Source organism: Micromonospora sp. DT229, assembly GCF_049844505.1.
In the GTDB taxonomy this organism is placed as follows: domain Bacteria; phylum Actinomycetota; class Actinomycetes; order Mycobacteriales; family Micromonosporaceae; genus Micromonospora.
Genome location: NZ_JBNCLD010000015.1, coordinates 19,190 through 35,877, shown reverse-complemented (window position 1 = coordinate 35,877; position 16,688 = coordinate 19,190). Strand labels below are relative to the sequence as shown.

The window sequence follows — 16,688 nt, the reverse complement described above, 5'->3', positions numbered from 1 at the left end:
GCGACGGGAGCCCTGTCGGAAAACAGACAGGAACTCAGGTCCCGGGCTGCCTGTTGAAGCGCTCCTCGAGCGCCTGCTTCCGATACTCAAAGTCGCGCTGGTCGCGATCGTGGTACCGCCGGAAGAACCACACCGGCGTGCGAGCTTGCTGTCGGCGCAGGATGAAGAGCACGTCCTGGAGCTGGCGGGCGAGGGCATCCCACTCCGGTCCCGGCATCAGCCGAGTCGTGGACGACTGGGCGCTCAGTCCGTACACCATCTCCCGGACCCGGGTCCGCTCGCGATTGCTCGACAGCTGGACGCGGTAGGTGTCGAGACACAGCATCAGTAGACCCAACGACGGCACGAACCAACCGCCGATGAGTGCCGACACGCTCATACCGGTGAGCAAGCCTATGATCACTCCGGTCAGTACCCACAGGACAGCCAGGCCAGCCAGCAAATGGGCGTAGCGTTGACGCACCTTGGAACCCCAGGCGAGATTCTGCTCGAAACAAAACAGAGCACCATAGGGCACGGGGACCTCGGCGACGACGTAGTAGTCCCTGAGCCAGCTCTCCTCGCCGTGGAAGCGGCTCTTCAGCTCACTCAACTGGTCCTCGGGGACAGCTGGCCCGACGAGGACAGGGTTGGCAGGGAGGTTGAACAGCGTGCAGTCCATCATGTCCTGCAGGACTGCACTCAAGCGCTGGTAGCGCTCCGCCCATGGATTCAAGACGATCGCGTACACGCCAGTCCACAAGGCACCCGTCAAACTGACGGCGGACGCGGTCATTGGTGCGATCTTGGCGACGATGCCGAGTGCGGCAACAGCCATGGAGAAAACCAGCGCGCCAGTGTAGACCCGTTGTGAACGCTCATGCGTGACGGCGATGGCGCGCTGCAAGTCGAGGATCCGGGCGCTGTTCTGTCGGGTCGCCAGATCCGCCATCAAGACCTCCAGCAGCCGGGCCGATGACTAGAACCTAGTGACGAGGCAGGCCTCGGCATAGTGCGAGCCGGCACTTGGGCACGGGCCGCTGCGGCTCCAACGTTCCCGGCAGCTCCCCGACTCTAGGCCACGTCGTGCAGCCTGGCCAGGTGCCCACGCTCCAGAGTCCCTGTCTCAGACAGCGACCGTCGGGAGGCGCTTCGACGTCCCGGAGCTCTACTCCGGTAGAGCCATCTCCACGCCGCGGCCGACGCAGAAGCATTCCTTGTCGGAAAATTTACGCATCTAGGTTGCTTTCAACGCAGCCTGAAGGGCCGCCCTCGCAGAGGCTTCCTGCTCGATCGCGTAGCCCCGATGCAGGCAGCGTTGCGCGAAGGCGCCAACCTGATCTGGGCGCTGTGCAAGCTGCTGTAGATGGCTGCGGCTGTGGGTGTTGAAGGGCCGGCCTTCGTCGTGCGGCACGGTGCCGACGTCCACGACGTGGATGGTGGAATCCGGCGGCAGATTGTCGTGCATGCGGGCGGTGATGCGGACGCCACCGAGGTCGGCGTCCGCGCAAATGACGACCGCGGAGGTCTGCTGCGTCGCCTGGACGATCATCGACACGACGGCGTCGGGCGGCTGCCCGTGGCACCAGATGACCGGCAGGTCGGCCCGGGTGTCACAGACCGTTTCGGCCGCCTGCCGGTTCTCCACGACCAGCAGGACATCGCCCGGTCCGGTGACGGTCAGTCGCGGCAGCATGTGGGGACTCAGCCGGATGTCGTGCGGCCCGGGCATCGCCGACAGGTCGAGGATGGAGCCGTCGGTCGTGTGCAGCAGGATCGGGCCGCCGAGCCCGATGTACGGGTTGCGGGCCACGCCGAGTGCGATGAGTGTCTCGTGGTCGAAGCCCATCGAGGCGAGCAGATGGTTCACGCCGTCGCGGGCTTTCGTGTCCTTGGCGTGACTCTGCACAAAGGCGCGAAGCGAATCGTGGCTGCGGCCCTCGGCCAGGTCGGTGGCCGCGCGCACTGCCCACAGCAACCGGTCGGGATGATCGGTATCACGGAGTGCCCGGCTGACATCCGGCCAGTCGTCGGCGAGCGCCGACGCGATCTGCTCCGCCCTGGTGCGAAGGGTGCTGGTGTCGTCCCGACGGCGGCTTCGACGTTCCTGTTCGGCTGCCGTGAGGTCGGGGTGCGGGTACACCCGGCGTGGCGGCTGGGCCAGGGCGTTGCCGTTGAGGGTGTAGCCGATAGTCACGCAGCCAAATTCGGTGAGCTCCAGCATGATGCGCAGCGCGTCGGTACCGAACCTGCTGCTGACACCGGCCCAGCCGTGCTCGCTGCGGATGACCCAGCTCCAGTCGCTGTCGCTGAGCAGGCCCTCCGGTCGGCGGGGGGCCTCGCTCGGATTTGCCGTGCGGAGCCGTGCAGAGCGCGGTCTCGGTCGGCCTCGGCTGTCGCGGGGGTAGCGGCCGCTGGGAGGCAGTGGTGCGTAGGCGACCAGGCCCGGATAGTCGCGGATCCAGCTCAGGGTGATCTCGGGATCCAGTTCCCCGTCGGTGGTGCCGTCGGTGTCGGTCATGTCTGCGGCTCCGGCCGGAACGAGGTCATCCAGTCGGAGAGCAGTTGCACCCGGGCGGTGTCGGCTTCGCTGCCGATGACGACCGGTGCCTGGTTGTACGGCATGACGTCGGACGGGCGGCGCAACTTGATGTAGAGGCTGGACGCGCCGATCGCGTACCTCTCCATGTCGTCCTGCAGGGCGCCGACGACGCTGATCGCCCGGTCGCGGCCGATGTCTTCGAACAGGGCGACGGCGTCGCGGCGGTGTGCCGCGCCGAGGTTGCGGCCGAGTTCGTCGAGGACCAGCAGCAGCGGCCGGTCTTGGGCGCCGGCGAGTGCCGCCGCGCAGACGAGCTTCACTGCTTTGTCGTCCATCTGGGCGGTGTTGCCGCGCAGCCGGTACGACGACGGCGGCTTGCCCTCGCCGCGCCGCCACCGTGGGGTGATCGTCCACTGCCACGGCTTCTCCGGGTCGGCGGGGGCTTCCGGTTCCGGGAAGTCGAGGTTGCCGCCGTAGCCGCCGTAGGTCTGGTCGAGCCGGTCGAACTCGTCGGACACCTGCCGCAGCTTCGCCTTGATCGCTTTGGCGGTGGTCGACCGCAACGCCTCCGACGTTCGCCGAGCCTCGCCGAGCGCGGCCTTCGCTCCAGTCAGGGTGATCGTCTTCGCCTGCCGCTCCCGCTGGATCTGGGAGGCGTTCTCCCGGTCGACACGCTCATGATCGGTCAGGAAGTTCCCAACGATCCGCAACACATCGGGGATCAGCCGCACATATGCACCTCCGGTGCGCCGGTCGGCGCGTTGCTCGTCGACGACGCGCAGTTCCTCCGGCCGGTTCTGCTCCGGGTCACCGGGCGGAAAGCACGCGGCGCGCACCTCGTTGGCCAGCCGCGCGCACACCTCGTCCCACTCCGCCGGCGGCCGCATCGCCTCACTCTCGTCGAGCGTGAGCAGATGCTGCTCGGCGGTATCCACCGTTCCGGTCCACTGCGCGTTCAGGCGGGGAAGATCGAGATCTGTACGGTGCTGGAGCAGTGCACTCCACTGTCTGCGGTTCTCTTCGAGTTCCTTCTTCAGGGTGGCCAGAGTGCGGCTCGCCGTGTCGATCTGCTGGGCCCGGGCGGCTTTCTCACCGAGAGCGGCTTCGTAGCCGATCTTCGCCTGCCGCAACGGTCCGTCGAGTTTGCTCAGCTCCACTTCGATGGCGGAGTTGCGATTACGGAGCTTCGTCACCTTGCCTTGAACCGCACCAGCCTCGGCCTCGGCTTTCGCGCCACGCAGGTGCGCGTCAGCGCGGCTCTTGGTCCGTTCGGCCTCACGGATGCCCTCGTCAGCCTCGTCGTCCTCGCCGGCGGCTTTCTCCAGTTGAGCCTGAGCGGCTCGGATTCGGCCAGCACGACCGGTCAGGGCCTCCGGGAGACCGGCGATCCCGTGCACACCAGCCACAGGATCGATATGACCGTCAGCACCGGCGCGCTCTGCCAACGCCGCGAGGAATCGCCCCACCGGCAGGTCGGGTTCCGCGGCGGCCGGCAGGCCTGGCCCGAGCAGGTGGTCGGCCGGGTCTGCTTCGACCAGCAAGCTTCCAGGTAACGCGGCCAGTAGTTGGACGGCTTCCTGAGCTTGGTGGTGAGCGACGGCGACCGCGTGCCGATAGGGCAGCAGCCGAGCTTCCCATACAGGCCGCTGCTGTTCGGTCAAGGAGATCGTGTCGACCAGCGGCGCAGCGGTGATGTCGTTCGCCCGTAGCAACCGGACCTGGGCAACCGCGACATCCTCGCCCTTCTCCGCCGCCGACAGCGCCGCCTTGGCAACCCGCAGCGCGTGCTCGGTACGGCCTTTGATCCGCTCCGCTGCCTGGACCATTCTCCCGGCTTCGGCGATCTCCTCCTCGGCCTGTTCAACGGTGCGCCCGTCAGCGACGGCCGCGACGGCTTGAAGGGTGCGCAGCTGTCCACCGAGGGTTTCGATCGAGCCGACGTTCTGATTCTGCTCGACCTTCAGCGCGCTCTCAACGGCCTTCTGATCCTCGTACGTCTTGATCCGGGTTCGGCAGCTCTCGTCGAACGCCTTGTCGTCGGACAGCCGATGGACCTTCTCACCGGCTGTCTCGATCTGCGCGTCCAGTTCCTTGCGCCGACGTTCCTTCGCCTCGACGTCTTGGCCGATCCGCTCGGATTCGTGGAAGCCGTCGACCAGGTACCGGGCGCAACGGCTTCGCCAGCTGTCACGCGCCTCGGCCAGCAACGTCCGGGCACGCTCCCGTGAAGCGATGCCGTCCTCCACCACCTTCATCCGGTCGTCCCACAGCTCGTACTCCTCCTCGGCCCGCGCAGCCCGCCCGGCATGTTCGTACTCCTCGGCCCGGGACTTCTGTTCCTGTTCGATCTCGGCGGTCAGGCCGGTCAGCGCACCGATGGCCTCGAAGATCCGCTCCGGGGTCAGCTCGTTGAGCGGCTGGGCGAGCAGGTTCGCGGTCGGGCTGGCCCGTACCGAGGTAGACAGGAAGGACACACACCTGACCGTCGAGCCGTACAGGGTACGGGCGAGCCGGTTGGCGCGGATGTCGGTGCGGCCGTTGCTGCGCGGCAGAGCATCCCACAGGCCATCGGCGCCGCCGGCCCGCTCGTCCTCCGTGTCACCGAACGGCACGTGCAGCCGATGGGCCCACCGCAACTCCACGTGCGGGCTCTGCCGGTTGATCCGCAGCCACACCGTCAACGCCGACGCATCCAGCTCCTCCGCCGTGGTGGCCTGCGGCGGCACGAACACGCCGATCAGGTAGCCGCGGTCGGCGTTGGCGTGCATCGCCTCCTGACCGGCGAGCTCGGCGGTGAACAGCAACTCGGCCGCTGCCTGCGCCCCCGACTGCAACCGCCATTGCTCGTCGGCGTGCAGCAGGCTCAGACCGGCGATGAACGACGACTTGCCGGCACCGTTGGAATCCGAGGGCCCCTGTCCTGCCACGGTGATCAGCCCACGAGCGGTGATCGGCACCGGGTGAGTCGACAGCCGCGAGATGTTGACCATCTGGATGCCAGCGAGGACACGCGCTCCGACGATGTCCTCGACGACTCCGTCCGACGGCACGGCTACAGACGTCAACGCTGCCCTCCCACGCGGTTGTGCCGGCGTTCCCGGATCGCTGCGGCCAGCGGATGGTCTGGTGCCGCAGCGAGAATCAACTGGTCCTGCAACTGCTCGCGGGCGGCCGGCGTCAGCCGCGACAACTGCGGGCCCGGGACGTATCCGCTGTCGTGGTCGCCGCCGCGAACCGTTCGGAGCAGCCCACACGCGGTCATCCGGCCCAGGGCCGCTCTGACCTCGCCGACCGGCACCTTGCTGTCACGGGTGACGTCTTGCAACGTGGTTGGGTGCGGGCTCTCCCAGGAGTCCGCGGCGATCTGCTCCTCGCTGCGCGGGATCGCCACCGAGTAGACCAGCACCAGGACCAGAACGGCCCGGTCGGCGAGCGACAGCGGCTGCCACCCGGTCTCGGTGAGCTCAGTCCGTACGGCGTCGTCGAACCCGGACGTGAAATGCAACTGGTCGACCGTCACCAGTGTCCGGCCGGTTCGGCGAAGTAGCTCTTCCAGCCGCTCACGGCTCGTCGCATCGCTCAGCGCGGGCAGGAACTGCCGGTGCACCGGGCCACTGCCATGCTCCAGCAGCGCGTACGCGGCTTCGACCAACTCCCGCTGCCGATCGGGCAACGTCCCGAGCACCTCTTCGAAGATCGAATTCGGGCGGTTCACGACCCCTCCGACCTGTCCTCAGCGGTGTCGGGGATCAACCGCCACAGCTCCCGAAGAGTGCTCAGCTCCAGCGAGCCAAAGGATGCGATCCGAGGACCGATCCGTACTGTGTCCGCTCCCTCCAGCAAGACCCAACCGGATACCGCAAGGCGCCGGAGTCCTGCGGACAGCAGTTGCTGACGACTCACCCTGTTGCGGGCCGGCACCAGCCGTTGCAACACCTGACCGACATGACCGGTGGAAGCCGGCAGCCCGGGCCACGGATCCGTTGCGGGATCGGGCCAGCAGCACCGCAAAGTCGCGGCCAGCACTCGCAGGGTTCCCTTGCTGTCCATCATCGAGGAGCCCGACACCCCGTACTCGATCAGAACAGCCGGTCCCGCGCCGTCAGGCAGGTTCGGGATCAGCCACACCGCCTTGGCGTCAGCCTCCACCAGACGACGCAACCCGGCCGGTGTCGGTCCACCAGCGGAGACCTGCTGCGGACCGCCGGACCGGATCCGCGCCCACCACAGGGCCGCATCCCGCTCGTTCACGCCGCCTCCTGCTGGTCCCGGCGGAACCAGCCGTCGGAGACCCACGTCCGCGTGGACGTCACATCGACACGCCACCCATCGCCCCAGGTCACCGTGTAGGGCAGCTCCGGGCGTAGATGGATCGCGGTCACCTCCGACAACACTCGCCGGCTGGTCGGCCAGTCACCCGCGTCGGCGAGAAGCTGCGCCACCGTGACCACATCCCGCCCGGCAAGCAACTCCTCCGCGCGCTGAGCCAACAGCGTCGCCTCTGGGTCGACGTCGACCTCCGTCGGCGGAGGCTCCTCGTCGACACGCGGTCGCGGCGGCGGCACCCGACCACTGTCGGACTGCAGCCCTTCCTCCACCGCGTCCAGCAGATCGTCGGCGGTGAAGAACGGATCCGGCGCGTCGAACAGCAAACCGTCCAGCGCCTGCGCCAGCCCCTCGGTACTGCTGTCCCGCGCGAACGTGCGCCACCGCTCGGTCGGCAGCAACCCCAGTGCACGCGTCTTACCAGCGTGCGCCAGCAGCCGCCCGGCCGCGGTGTTCAACGCGTCGCGATAGGCCGCCAGCGCCATCCGGAGCTGCGTGCACTCCGGCAACAACTGCGGATGCCGGTCCGCGGCCGCGTTGTGATACACCCGCGCCTTGTCGACCAGGTCGCTGTTACCCAGCAGCGGCTGCGCCTGCGTCCGCAAGGACTCGACCGTCGCCGACTTCGCCAACTGCATGATCGGATTCGCCAGCAGCCGGAAAACCGTCGTCATCTCCAGCAACTGCTCGCGCACCACCTCCGGTGTCGTGTCATCGTCGTCCAGCGCCAGCCGGGCCATCGACAACATCCGGTGCAGCTCCGCCTGGCCCCCGGTCTGCGACAACCGGCGCAGAAAGAGCAACATCACGTACGGCGCGAACGTCGCCTGGTAGAACATCTCGTGCGGCCGCTCGTTGACGCGGGTCACCGCACGGTACGACCGCAGCACCTCGAACCGGCGCCGGACCACATCCGCCGGCAGCGCCGGACATGCAAGCACGGCCTGTTCGATCGTCATCCCGGCTGGCCCCGCGTCAGCGAACGCCTGCAAGATCGACTCGTCGACCCCGACCGAGTCCGCGTCGTCCACCATCGCGTTGGCGTTCCGCGCCAACACCGCGAAGACCTGCCGGTAGATCCCGAGAACAGCCGATTCGGCAGCGTAGTCATCGAACGTCAAGGCCGCTGCATCGCTCATAGGAGGTCGACAATATCGCGGCATGCCAGCAAGCAGGAGAACCTACCTACGCCAGAGCTACCGGATGCTCCCCCGGCCTTCGACGGCAAGATCATCGGACGACCTCGCCCTCCAGTCGCCCGGTGACGATTAGCGACGGACGGCTCGACGGTGATGCACTGAGCCTTCCCGCGCGACTGCACGGCCGATCGGGGCGACACAGCCGGACCGGCGCTACCCGCGTCGCTCGGGATATGGTGAGTCGTTTCAGTCGGTCTGGAGGCCCAAGGGGCGGGCTTGTGGGCTGGTCGACGTGGGGCGTGCAGAGCGAACTGCTGGAGGAACAGGTGGCCGACCTCGACACCCTCATGCATCAGGTATGGAGCCCGGAAGTCCGCCCCTTGGCCGAGGAAGCCCTGCGCTGCTACAACGCCGGTGCGCTCAGGGCCAGCATCGCTGCCACCTGGGCAGCCGTCACTGCGGACATCATCACCAAAGTCGCGCGTCTCGCTGACGAAGGCGACACCCTCGTCGCCGACTTCCACAAGAAGATCACCGATGCACAGGAGAAGGGCCTCACGTCCGATGGCGTCCGGGCGATGCAGACCATCGAACGTGACCTGCTGGCCAAGGCCGTCGAGTTCGAGCTAATCGACTCGGTCGACTGCCGTGAACTCGAGCGAATCCAGCAAGACCGGAACCTGTGCGTCCACCCGTCGTTGCGCGCGCACGGCGGTGCGTACACGCCGTTGCCGGAAGTGGCTCGCGGGCATCTCGCCGTCGCCATGACGATCCTTCTGGTCAATCCGCCCACCCAGGGCAGCAAGGCGTTGAAGGAGTTCTGCGACCACATCTGCGACCCGCACTTCCAGCCAGCTCTGCCGCACATTCAGGTAACCTACTTCGACCGAGTCCGGGCCGCCGGCCGGCGCAGCAACGTGCAGGTCGCTGCGAAGGCGGCGCTGCTCGAGACAGACCCAGCCGGCAGGATGCCGCCGCACGAGCACGCCGACCGGATGGCAATCGCACTGGAGGCCTTCGCCAGTCGCGACCGCGACCTCGTCCGACAAACCTTCGCCGGGTTGAGCGAACGGTTCCAGCGCAGCGACGGTCTGATCCAACGCCGTGCCCTCATCCGGCTCTGCGACACCGACTACTTCTGGGAAGCGGTCAACCCGGCGCTCGCTGGCCGGCTGGAGAGCCTGGCGGTACCGCCTGCACCGTTCAGTTCAGCAGGCCCGCTATCGACCGATTACGCATACAGTCTCGCGATCGTGCGCAGCCCCTACGTTCGCGAGCAGATGCCGAAGGTCGAGGCGTCTGTCGCGGAGCTTCCCATGCATCACAAAATGCAGGTCATCGCCATCTACCCTAATCAGTACTTCGTACCGATGACCATCCAGTTCATGCACGATGCCGGTAGCTGGGTCATGGGTGGGCAGACCGGCCAGCTGTTCGTACAGCACGCCACGTTCCTCACCCTCGAAACGCTGCAGGCTGGACTAACGGAATGGGCAGAGAATCACGAATGCCGCACCGCGAACCCGATGCCGGAACTCGCCATCCGCCTCTACCAGCTCACCGCCCACCTCGGCCCGGAACGCAACCGCCTCTTCCGCGACTTCGTCACCGCAGTCCAGGCCCACGAAGAGCCGGGAAGCTTCTACACCTACCCCGGCCTGACTGCGGCCCTGGATGCCGTTGCCTGATGTAACGCAAATCGCGCAGGCGACGGCTGGACAGCGTGCACCAGCGCCGCCCCGCCGTACGCGAGGCGAACCCGGCCGGCGGAGAAGCAGGGCGTTACCGACATAAGGACCGCCTTCGCCGTGCACAACTCCTGGGATGTGTACGGATTCGCAGGGGACCGATCTCGGCGGTCGCCGAGCTCATAGGCCGCGAAGGTATTTGAGGACTTCCAGGACGAGTGTCATGGTCGCGCCGAAGGCTGCGCCGCCCGCGATCACCGCCGTGGAAGGGTCAGCTCCGCTGTGGTGGAACAGCACGGCTGCGACGACCCCGACACCGCCGGAAATCACTACGGCGGCCGCGACAGACCGGTGTTCGCGGGAGAGGTTGCGTCTCGTCATCGGGCACCGCCGAACAGCCGGCGGACTGCCACATCGCGGGTCTCGGCGACCCGGGCGGCCAGGTCGCGCGCCGCCACGACCTCCTCGTCAAGTGCGCGTAGCGCTGCGACCAGCGACTGCTGCCGAGCCTGTGGCGGCAACGGGATCTCCATCGCCGCGACGTCCGCTGCGGTCACGTATGCAGTGACGGTAGCCCGTACGAACGCCTTCATCCCATCCGTGCCCGCTGCGGAGCGCAGATATGCGTACAGGTAGTAGGGGTTGAGGACGTCGGGGTCTGAGACTCGCAGACGCAGCAGGTTTGTGCTCAGGAGCCAATCCGACTCGGTCGGTCGCACGATGGCGGGTGCCGTAAGTGCCCCGGTCCGCACGCAGAGCACATCGTCGGTGCGTAGCCAGTAGTCCTTCAATGCCTTAGCGGTCGCTCGCGGGGCTCGCGGCGGTTTGTCCGCCACGATTCTCCCGTCGCGCAGGTGCCGCGGCAGGACGATGGGGACTCCCTGCTCGTCGGATCGCTCTTCAGCTCGCAGCCGCGAGTATGAATAGCCCGCTTTGACGTCGCAGACGTCGCCAAGACGGACGATCTGCGCGCCGAGCGGCTGGGAGGCAACGACCGCTGCATCCTCGGCCGCCCTGCGGCAGTGGAAGGCCCGCGAGTAAGTCGCGCCCAGGCCGGCGCGGGCGGCTTCGGCGTCGGGGGCACGGAGCCCTATCGGGCCTGGTAGGTACTCCGCCGGGTTGAGCGAGTAGGACTCCGGCCGGATGACGGCCTTGGTGACGGCGGCACTCAGACCCTCGATGCCCGGGTGTGGCCGACCGGCCGCACGGTCGGCAAGGAACGACCGCCATGCTCTCAGGATGTCGGCCTGGCCTCCCTCATCGAGCAGCGTGCGACCACCGTTTGACACACCGAGGTTTACCGCGTCGACGAACAGGATCGGCTGTTCCGACCCGGGTGCCCGCCGGACGATCCAGACGCTGGTTGCAATGGACGTGCCAGCGTACAGGCCGGGTGGAAGGGCAATGACCGCTTCCACCATGGAATCGTTGACCAGCCGGCGGCGGATTTCCCGCTCGCGGGCATTGGTCGAGACGGCGGCTATCCGTGGCATGATGATTGCAGCCCGGCCATCGTCGCTCAACTGCTCGATGCAATGCAGGAGCCAGCGAAAGGCGGATCGGGCTGGCGGTGGTGGGAATGGCTGCCAGTCGGTGTTGAGGCGCCGGTCGAGCCACGAATCGCTCCCGAACGGCGGATTGGCAAGGACGTGCGTGACCGTTGCGCGCCGAGCTTGTGCCGCCGGACGCAGGTCGGCTGGTTCGCCTAGAGCCAGCAGGGTGAGTCCAGAGAGGCTTAGAGCAGCGGCATCGGGGCCGAGCCCGTGTAGCCGTAGGCTCCCCGGCCGTGCCGCCACGTCGGCCGCAGCGATGAGCAACTCGCCAGCTCGCAAGTACGGGTCGTAAACGGACTCGGCAGAATCGTCGATCACCGCCTTGGCAAGGAGGGTCGCAACCGTGCGCGGGGTGAGGAAGCCGCCCGGGGGCAGGGCGGCTTCGTACGCGTCGACGAGGGTGTGCACGTTCGAAGCGCCGAGTTCCGAGCTGCCGGACATGAGTCCCCGGACCTCAGGGACGCTTTCCGGGGTCAGCCGCCGCAATGCGGCGAAGACCTCGGGCGAGACGCTGTGACGCCGCGCCGCCTTCCCGGCGGTTGTCGCGATGCGGTCGATGAGCCATCGCGCCCCTTCGGCCCCTGCATTCGGTGTGATCAGATCGTTCAGCCCGGCCCAACCCTGCGGGTCCCGCTCGCGCAGAAAGATCAACGTGAGGCGCAGAATGAGGTTGTCGATCTCGACGGTCATGGGATCGCCGGGCAGGTTCATGCCAGGCATGTGGCTGGGCGTCGCCGCGGCGAGGCTCCGCCGGATCCGGTCGGCGTAGCTGCACTCGGTCCCGTCGTCGGCCGCGCGAATCGAGCCGTGTACCTGGCGGGACTCGAGCCACTCCAGCACCTCGGGAAGCGCAAAGCGGTTCTCCCCGACGGGACGTGGGAAGTCGCGGCGCTTGGCCCATGAGGTCACCGCGGCGCGGCTGACCCCGGCCAGCCTGGCAATCTCCGAACGTGTGACTTGCTGCATCTCTCTCCCCGGCCGTCGCTAGTGGACTTGATCGAAGGTAGAGGACACCGGGGATACCGGCAACCGTGAGCACCCGCCAATGCTCACCTGCCTCCTGGTTGACAGAAAGCCACGACCAGGGGCTTCGTACGGCATTTACCGCAGAGAACGAGCACCAAAAAACTTCGTTAACTCCCTAGGTGTTAACCCGCCAAGGGGCGGGTTGCCGAAACGGTAGGTGACGCTTCGCCGCATTCAGCCCGAATCGTCGCAGTGGGGCCGGCCGGCCCCGCCCATGCGGAGCGGCTGGAGACCGTTCCCGGCCGCTCGACATCCGGCTGTCGGAGGTACGGCCTCGGCTTGGAACCACCGGCGGCGAGCCAGGTCGCCGGGCTCAGGTTGGCGGCTGGCGAGTCGCGTCACGCGGAGACGGTTTCGTGGGGTTGGATTCAGGGCGTCGCCGTGTGTCTGGGAGCGCCGCCGTGAATCCGTATGATCAGCTTGCTGGCCTTGACCTGCCGACCCTTCAGGTGTTGGAGGCGGCTCTGGCGCTGGGTGGCCTGGTCACCGAGACGGAGGTGTCGGCGTTGGTCGGCGCCGACGCGACGCCGTACCTGCAGCGTGCCGCCGATGCAGGGCTTGTCGCGCGGCTGCGGGGCCGGCTCACGGTAAACGGCGTACTGCGGGAGGTCTTCGCCCGTCCGCTGGGTGTCGGCCCGGCCGCTGGTCAGCTCGCCGCCGTGTTGAACGTCGATGATCTGAAGGTGGTGGCGAACAACCTCGGGCTGCCCACGAAGGGCCGCAAAGCGGACCTGCTGGAGGCAGTGGCGGAGTTCTTCCTCGACCCGGACAACGTGCACGCTCTCGTCAAGCGGATGCCGGCCGCGACGCGGACGGTGTTGGAGGAGGCTGACCGCGACGGTGGACGGATCCGTCGCCATGGCGGAAGCGGCATCGCACACCGGAGTCGGTACACGAACCGCTACCGGCAGGTGCATCCGCTGGACTGGGCCGAGGAGCACGGGCTGGTCTACCGCGTGACCTGGGAGGACTATCAGCTGGCGGGTCAGGTCGCGCTCGCCGTTCGAGGAGCGGACTACCGGGCTCCGTTCCAGCCGCAGGAACCACCGGTCGCCTGGCATACGCCGAATCCCCCGGCAGTGCGCCGCGACGCCCAGGCCCAGGGCATCGCCGTGGTCGGGCTGCTGTCGGCGCTGCTGGACGGGGCTGGACGTGAGCCGCTGGTCACGGTCAAGGCCGGCGGCGTGGGCGTGCGCGAGCTGACCCGGACGGCGAAGACGCTGGGAGTGACGGTTCCGACCGTGCGGCTGCTGCTAGCGGTCGCCCAGGGGGCCAGGCTGGCCGACCTCGACGATCGCGTGGTCCCGACGGCCGCGTACGACCGCTGGCTCAAGCTCGGTCTGGACCGGCGGCTCGCGGTGATGCTGAAGGCGTGGCACGAGCTGGACTATCTGCCGTCGTCGCAGACTGGGCCGTGGGTTCCGGAGCACCGCCAAAGCTGGTCTCCGCAAGCCCGGATCGCCGCACTGCGCGCGTTGGGCGACCGGGCGACGACGAACCTCGAGCAGGCCGCCCAGTGGATGTGGTGGCAGCAGCCGCTGACCTTCGACGGCACCACGACCGTGCGCGGCCTGCTGGACGAGGCCTCAACCCTGGGGATCCTCGGCGCGGGCGCTGTCAGCCCTGCCGGGCAGGCGCTGCTGGCCGACACGGACATCGCCGAGGCAGTCGGCGACCTGGGTGAAGTCGCCCGTACCGCCCGGCTACAGGCCGACCTGACCGCGGTCGTGGCGGGAACACCGAGCCCAGAGCTAGCTGAACTCCTCGGTTCGACCGCCGTCGTCGAGTCCCGCGGCATAGCCACCACCTGGCGCTTCAGCCCCGCGACGGTACGCGGCGCGTACGACGCGGGCTGGACCCAGCAGCGCCTGACGAAGGCCCTGACGAAGATCGCCGAAGGCGGACTGCCGCAACCACTGGTCTACCTGCTCGCCGACGTCGCCCGCCAACACGGGTCGGTACGAGTAGCGCCCTTGGCAAGCACCCTGGTCAGCGACGACACCGCGCTGCTGGCGCAGATCTGCGCCGACAAGCGGCTGGACAAGCTCAACCTGCGTCTGCTCGCCCCGACCGTGCTGGCCAGCCAAGCCACCACGGCTGACACGATGGCCGCCCTGCGCAAAGCCGGCTACGCGCCACGCCAGCAAAACGCCGACGGCCGCGACGTCATCGAGAAGGCCCGCCGCCACCGCGCCTGACGGGCTGGAGAGCACCATGCTGATCGTACGCGCGACCAAGAAACTCCTCGATCACACCCACCCGCCTCGGGCTGTCGAAGGAGACCACGACACGACCCTGCTGGGCCCGTGGTACGCCACCGCGTTGTTCTGGCGGCCCCGGCTGGCGCTGCTGGTCAACGAGCGAACCCTGCTACCGGTCCTGCTGCCCCTGGCACCAGCGCGCAGCCTTCCCGCCCGCGTCCCCGACGAGATCGCGACGGTCCTCGACGCCCACCATGTGCCCAGGGCCTTCATCGCCGACGAGCTACGGCACATGCAGGACTGCCGATTCGCCACGACGGCCAACCGCAGCGTCGTCGGGATCATGAACGAATTCACCAAGCTCGCCGAGATCTACACCGACGGTTCCGCTCACCCCAACCTCGTCACACTCTCGCTGCGGCTGGCCACGACGCCCTGCAGCCCCCTGTACGCCACAAACGTCAGCCCCGACCGCGAACTGGCAGCGCTGGTGCGCTCCACCGCCGAAGCCAAGTCCTCGGGTGCCGCGTAGCCGCCGAGAGAGCGAAGGGGCGCCCGGCACGTCTCGGGCGCCCCTTCGCACCAACCACCGCTCATCGGTGAGCCGGGGGCGGCTCGGGTGAATCCCAGATCCGTTCGAATTCGTCGGCCACCCCGGGCCGACTCCAGACCACCCGGAGACCGTCCTCAACCGATTCGATCTCCTCGGCCAAGGGTCCGGAGACGACGAATTCGTGAGGGATCACCCGGCCGGCCGCGTCTTTCCGGTCTAGGGGGTCCGGGAAACGCAGCGCCACCCTCGCGCCGGCCCGGTGGCAGATCTCCGTGTCATCCCCCGCACCCGAGAAGGCTTCCTCGTACCCAAGGAGCGGATCCTCGAGTCCTCCCTTGAGGAGGAACCGGAACCCCCAGGTCCGCCCGCGAGTGGCCCAGATGATGCTCATCGACGGCTCCGTAGCAGGACCTGCTCCCGTTCACCTCGGTCCAGGTCCATCCGGAAGCCGGACAGCGTGGCGGTGAGGTGATCATGTCGGGCCAGCGCTTCGGAGTTGATCTTCCGAAGCTTGTCCCCGGCCAGTTTGGCCGCCTCGTCCACGAGATCGGAATCGACGAAACTCAGCAGATTCTCGATCCGAGCAGGCAACCAGCTCTTGCGTGCGATCAGCGCGGCAGCCAGAGTTCCGGCGGTGCTCAGCAGACTCTCGGCCACCTTCCGGGGGAGCTGCATCGCCTGGGACCACCGGACGTGTCGCACGAAGGGAAGAATGGAGGCCACCGGCAGGATCAGGTCCAGGCCAATGCGCTCGGCCACCTTGATCTTGCCGGTCTCGAACTTCGCGGACGAGAGCAGCACGAAGTCTTCACCCACGGACAGCGCGTCGCTCACTTCCACCAGCCCGGCGATCACTTTGCGTAGTTCGTCTAGGTCGTCGCCGGCCTTGTCGGTGAGGAGATCCCGGAACTCGTACACGTCCATATCCGGGAGGAGATCGGCCTTGGACAGCGCCAGCAGCCAGATCCGCGGGAACTCGACGAGCGGCTTGCCGTCTTCCAACAGCTCATCTTTGATCGACAGCAGTCCGGTGCGAAAATTGGACAGCAGCGACTTGAGGTACCGCTCCTCCTCGCCGGCGTTGTCCAGCAGCTTCTGAGCGTCCACCAGAAGGAGGGCGACGTCCGAGCTTAGCAGGGATCGGAACGTGTCGACTCGGCGCTGGGCCTCCTCCGGCCCGTTCGCGTTCTGCTCGAACCACTCACCCGGGTAGTCGTGCCAGATGACGCGCAGGGCGTCGAACGGCCTTGCCTTCACCGCGTTGTCGGAGGAGTCCCGCATCTTGACGGAGAAGGCGTAGGACGTGGTGGTGAATCGGGTTTGCGCGGGCCGCCGCGCCGAGTTCTTCATGCCGAGGTAGTTCTGATGCAACCGAGTGTGCTGGCCGACGTCGTCTGCCACGACGTCGAACAGATTCTTCTGCAGGTATTGGGCCTCCTGCGTGGCACCGTAGAACGAGGAGAGCAGAACGGTCTTGCCGCTGCCACTCTCACCGAACACTGCGATGTGCTGCTCCAGCACTCTGCTCAGCTGCATATCAGGATCTTACGGAAGCAGGCACTCCGCGACGCACCACCGACCATCCTCAGAGAGGCGCCCCGGCAGCGGGGTACGGGTGACGAAGCCCCCGCGCCCCGACGAAGTCGTTACAGATGACGAGGGGCCCCGCTTCGCGCCTTCC

General features: G+C 67.6%; 13 protein-coding genes. 3 read left to right on the top strand and 10 right to left on the bottom strand.

Annotation, left to right across the window (positions count from 1 at the left end; genetic code table 11):
* Positions 1-34: 34 nt before the first annotated feature.
* The 6 genes from ACLQ2T_RS21530 to ACLQ2T_RS21505 form a co-directional block, all read right to left on the bottom strand.
* Positions 35-931 (bottom strand): S-4TM family putative pore-forming effector, encoded by an 897-nt coding sequence (locus ACLQ2T_RS21530; protein ID WP_425768152.1) that lies wholly within the window; start codon positions 929-931, stop codon positions 35-37.
* Positions 932-1,216: 285 nt separating this feature from the next.
* Positions 1,217-2,500: a DUF2399 domain-containing protein gene (locus tag ACLQ2T_RS21525; protein WP_425768151.1), complete on the bottom strand. Its 1,284-nt coding sequence runs from the start codon at positions 2,498-2,500 to the stop codon at positions 1,217-1,219.
* Positions 2,497-5,586, bottom strand: a complete 3,090-nt coding sequence (locus tag ACLQ2T_RS21520) for a hypothetical protein (RefSeq protein WP_425768150.1) — start codon at positions 5,584-5,586, stop codon at positions 2,497-2,499. The genes ACLQ2T_RS21525 and ACLQ2T_RS21520 overlap by 4 nt, the downstream gene beginning before the upstream one ends.
* Complete coding sequence (locus ACLQ2T_RS21515) at positions 5,583-6,236, bottom strand: hypothetical protein (protein WP_425768149.1); 654 nt, start codon at positions 6,234-6,236, stop codon at positions 5,583-5,585. The genes ACLQ2T_RS21520 and ACLQ2T_RS21515 overlap by 4 nt, the downstream gene beginning before the upstream one ends.
* A complete protein-coding gene (locus ACLQ2T_RS21510) occupies positions 6,233-6,670 on the bottom strand; it encodes a hypothetical protein (RefSeq protein ID WP_425768148.1) in 438 nt (145 codons plus the stop codon). Before ACLQ2T_RS21510 ends, ACLQ2T_RS21515 begins: the two co-directional genes overlap by 4 nt.
* 98 nt (positions 6,671-6,768) lie before the next feature.
* The gene (locus tag ACLQ2T_RS21505) at positions 6,769-7,986 is read right to left on the bottom strand and encodes a hypothetical protein (RefSeq protein WP_425768147.1); all 1,218 of its coding nucleotides are present in this window, start codon (positions 7,984-7,986) and stop codon (positions 6,769-6,771) included.
* Positions 7,987-8,285: 299 nt separating this feature from the next.
* Here ACLQ2T_RS21505 and ACLQ2T_RS21500 point away from each other — a divergent pair, with 299 nt between their 5' ends.
* Positions 8,286-9,674, top strand: a complete 1,389-nt coding sequence (locus ACLQ2T_RS21500) for a hypothetical protein (protein WP_425768146.1) — start codon at positions 8,286-8,288, stop codon at positions 9,672-9,674.
* 180 nt (positions 9,675-9,854) lie between these two features.
* Here ACLQ2T_RS21500 and ACLQ2T_RS21495 read toward each other — a convergent pair whose 3' ends face one another.
* Entirely contained in the window at positions 9,855-10,055 is a 201-nt protein-coding gene (locus ACLQ2T_RS21495; protein WP_425768145.1) for a hypothetical protein, read from the bottom strand.
* Complete coding sequence (locus ACLQ2T_RS21490; RefSeq protein WP_425768144.1) at positions 10,052-12,193, bottom strand: N-6 DNA methylase; 2,142 nt, start codon at positions 12,191-12,193, stop codon at positions 10,052-10,054. The genes ACLQ2T_RS21495 and ACLQ2T_RS21490 overlap by 4 nt, the downstream gene beginning before the upstream one ends.
* A 461-nt stretch (positions 12,194-12,654) precedes the next feature.
* On the opposite strand from ACLQ2T_RS21490, the gene ACLQ2T_RS21485 reads away from it, so the two are divergent.
* Together ACLQ2T_RS21485 and ACLQ2T_RS21480 are read left to right on the top strand one after the other, a co-directional pair.
* Positions 12,655-14,451: a helicase-associated domain-containing protein gene (locus ACLQ2T_RS21485; RefSeq protein ID WP_425768143.1), complete on the top strand. Its 1,797-nt coding sequence runs from the start codon at positions 12,655-12,657 to the stop codon at positions 14,449-14,451.
* Between the two features lie 16 nt (positions 14,452-14,467).
* On the top strand, positions 14,468-14,986 hold the full coding sequence (locus ACLQ2T_RS21480; RefSeq protein ID WP_425768142.1) for a DUF6933 domain-containing protein: 519 nt from the start codon (positions 14,468-14,470) through the stop codon (positions 14,984-14,986).
* Positions 14,987-15,047: 61 nt separating this feature from the next.
* Here ACLQ2T_RS21480 and ACLQ2T_RS21475 read toward each other — a convergent pair whose 3' ends face one another.
* The gene (locus ACLQ2T_RS21475; RefSeq protein WP_425768141.1) at positions 15,048-15,398 is read right to left on the bottom strand and encodes a hypothetical protein; all 351 of its coding nucleotides are present in this window, start codon (positions 15,396-15,398) and stop codon (positions 15,048-15,050) included.
* Positions 15,395-16,543 carry a TRAFAC clade GTPase domain-containing protein gene (locus ACLQ2T_RS21470; RefSeq protein ID WP_425768140.1) on the bottom strand — a complete coding sequence of 383 codons (1,149 nt, stop codon included), beginning with the start codon at positions 16,541-16,543 and terminating at the stop codon, positions 15,395-15,397. The genes ACLQ2T_RS21475 and ACLQ2T_RS21470 overlap by 4 nt, the downstream gene beginning before the upstream one ends.
* Positions 16,544-16,688: the final 145 nt, after the last annotated feature.

Bases quoted from the DNA above. Each gene is read 5' to 3' on its own strand.
- ACLQ2T_RS21490 (WP_425768144.1), bottom strand. From the start codon at position 12,193: ATGCAGCAAGTCACACGTTCGGAGATTGCCAGGCTGGCCGGGGTCAGC.
- ACLQ2T_RS21495 (WP_425768145.1), bottom strand. From the start codon at position 10,055: ATGACGAGACGCAACCTCTCCCGCGAACACCGGTCTGTCGCGGCCGCC.
- ACLQ2T_RS21480 (WP_425768142.1), top strand. From the start codon at position 14,468: ATGCTGATCGTACGCGCGACCAAGAAACTCCTCGATCACACCCACCCG.
- ACLQ2T_RS21470 (WP_425768140.1), bottom strand. From the start codon at position 16,543: ATGCAGCTGAGCAGAGTGCTGGAGCAGCACATCGCAGTGTTCGGTGAG.
- ACLQ2T_RS21525 (WP_425768151.1), bottom strand. From the start codon at position 2,500: ATGACCGACACCGACGGCACCACCGACGGGGAACTGGATCCCGAGATC.
- ACLQ2T_RS21475 (WP_425768141.1), bottom strand. From the start codon at position 15,398: ATGAGCATCATCTGGGCCACTCGCGGGCGGACCTGGGGGTTCCGGTTC.
- ACLQ2T_RS21530 (WP_425768152.1), bottom strand. From the start codon at position 931: ATGGCGGATCTGGCGACCCGACAGAACAGCGCCCGGATCCTCGACTTG.
- ACLQ2T_RS21505 (WP_425768147.1), bottom strand. From the start codon at position 7,986: ATGAGCGATGCAGCGGCCTTGACGTTCGATGACTACGCTGCCGAATCG.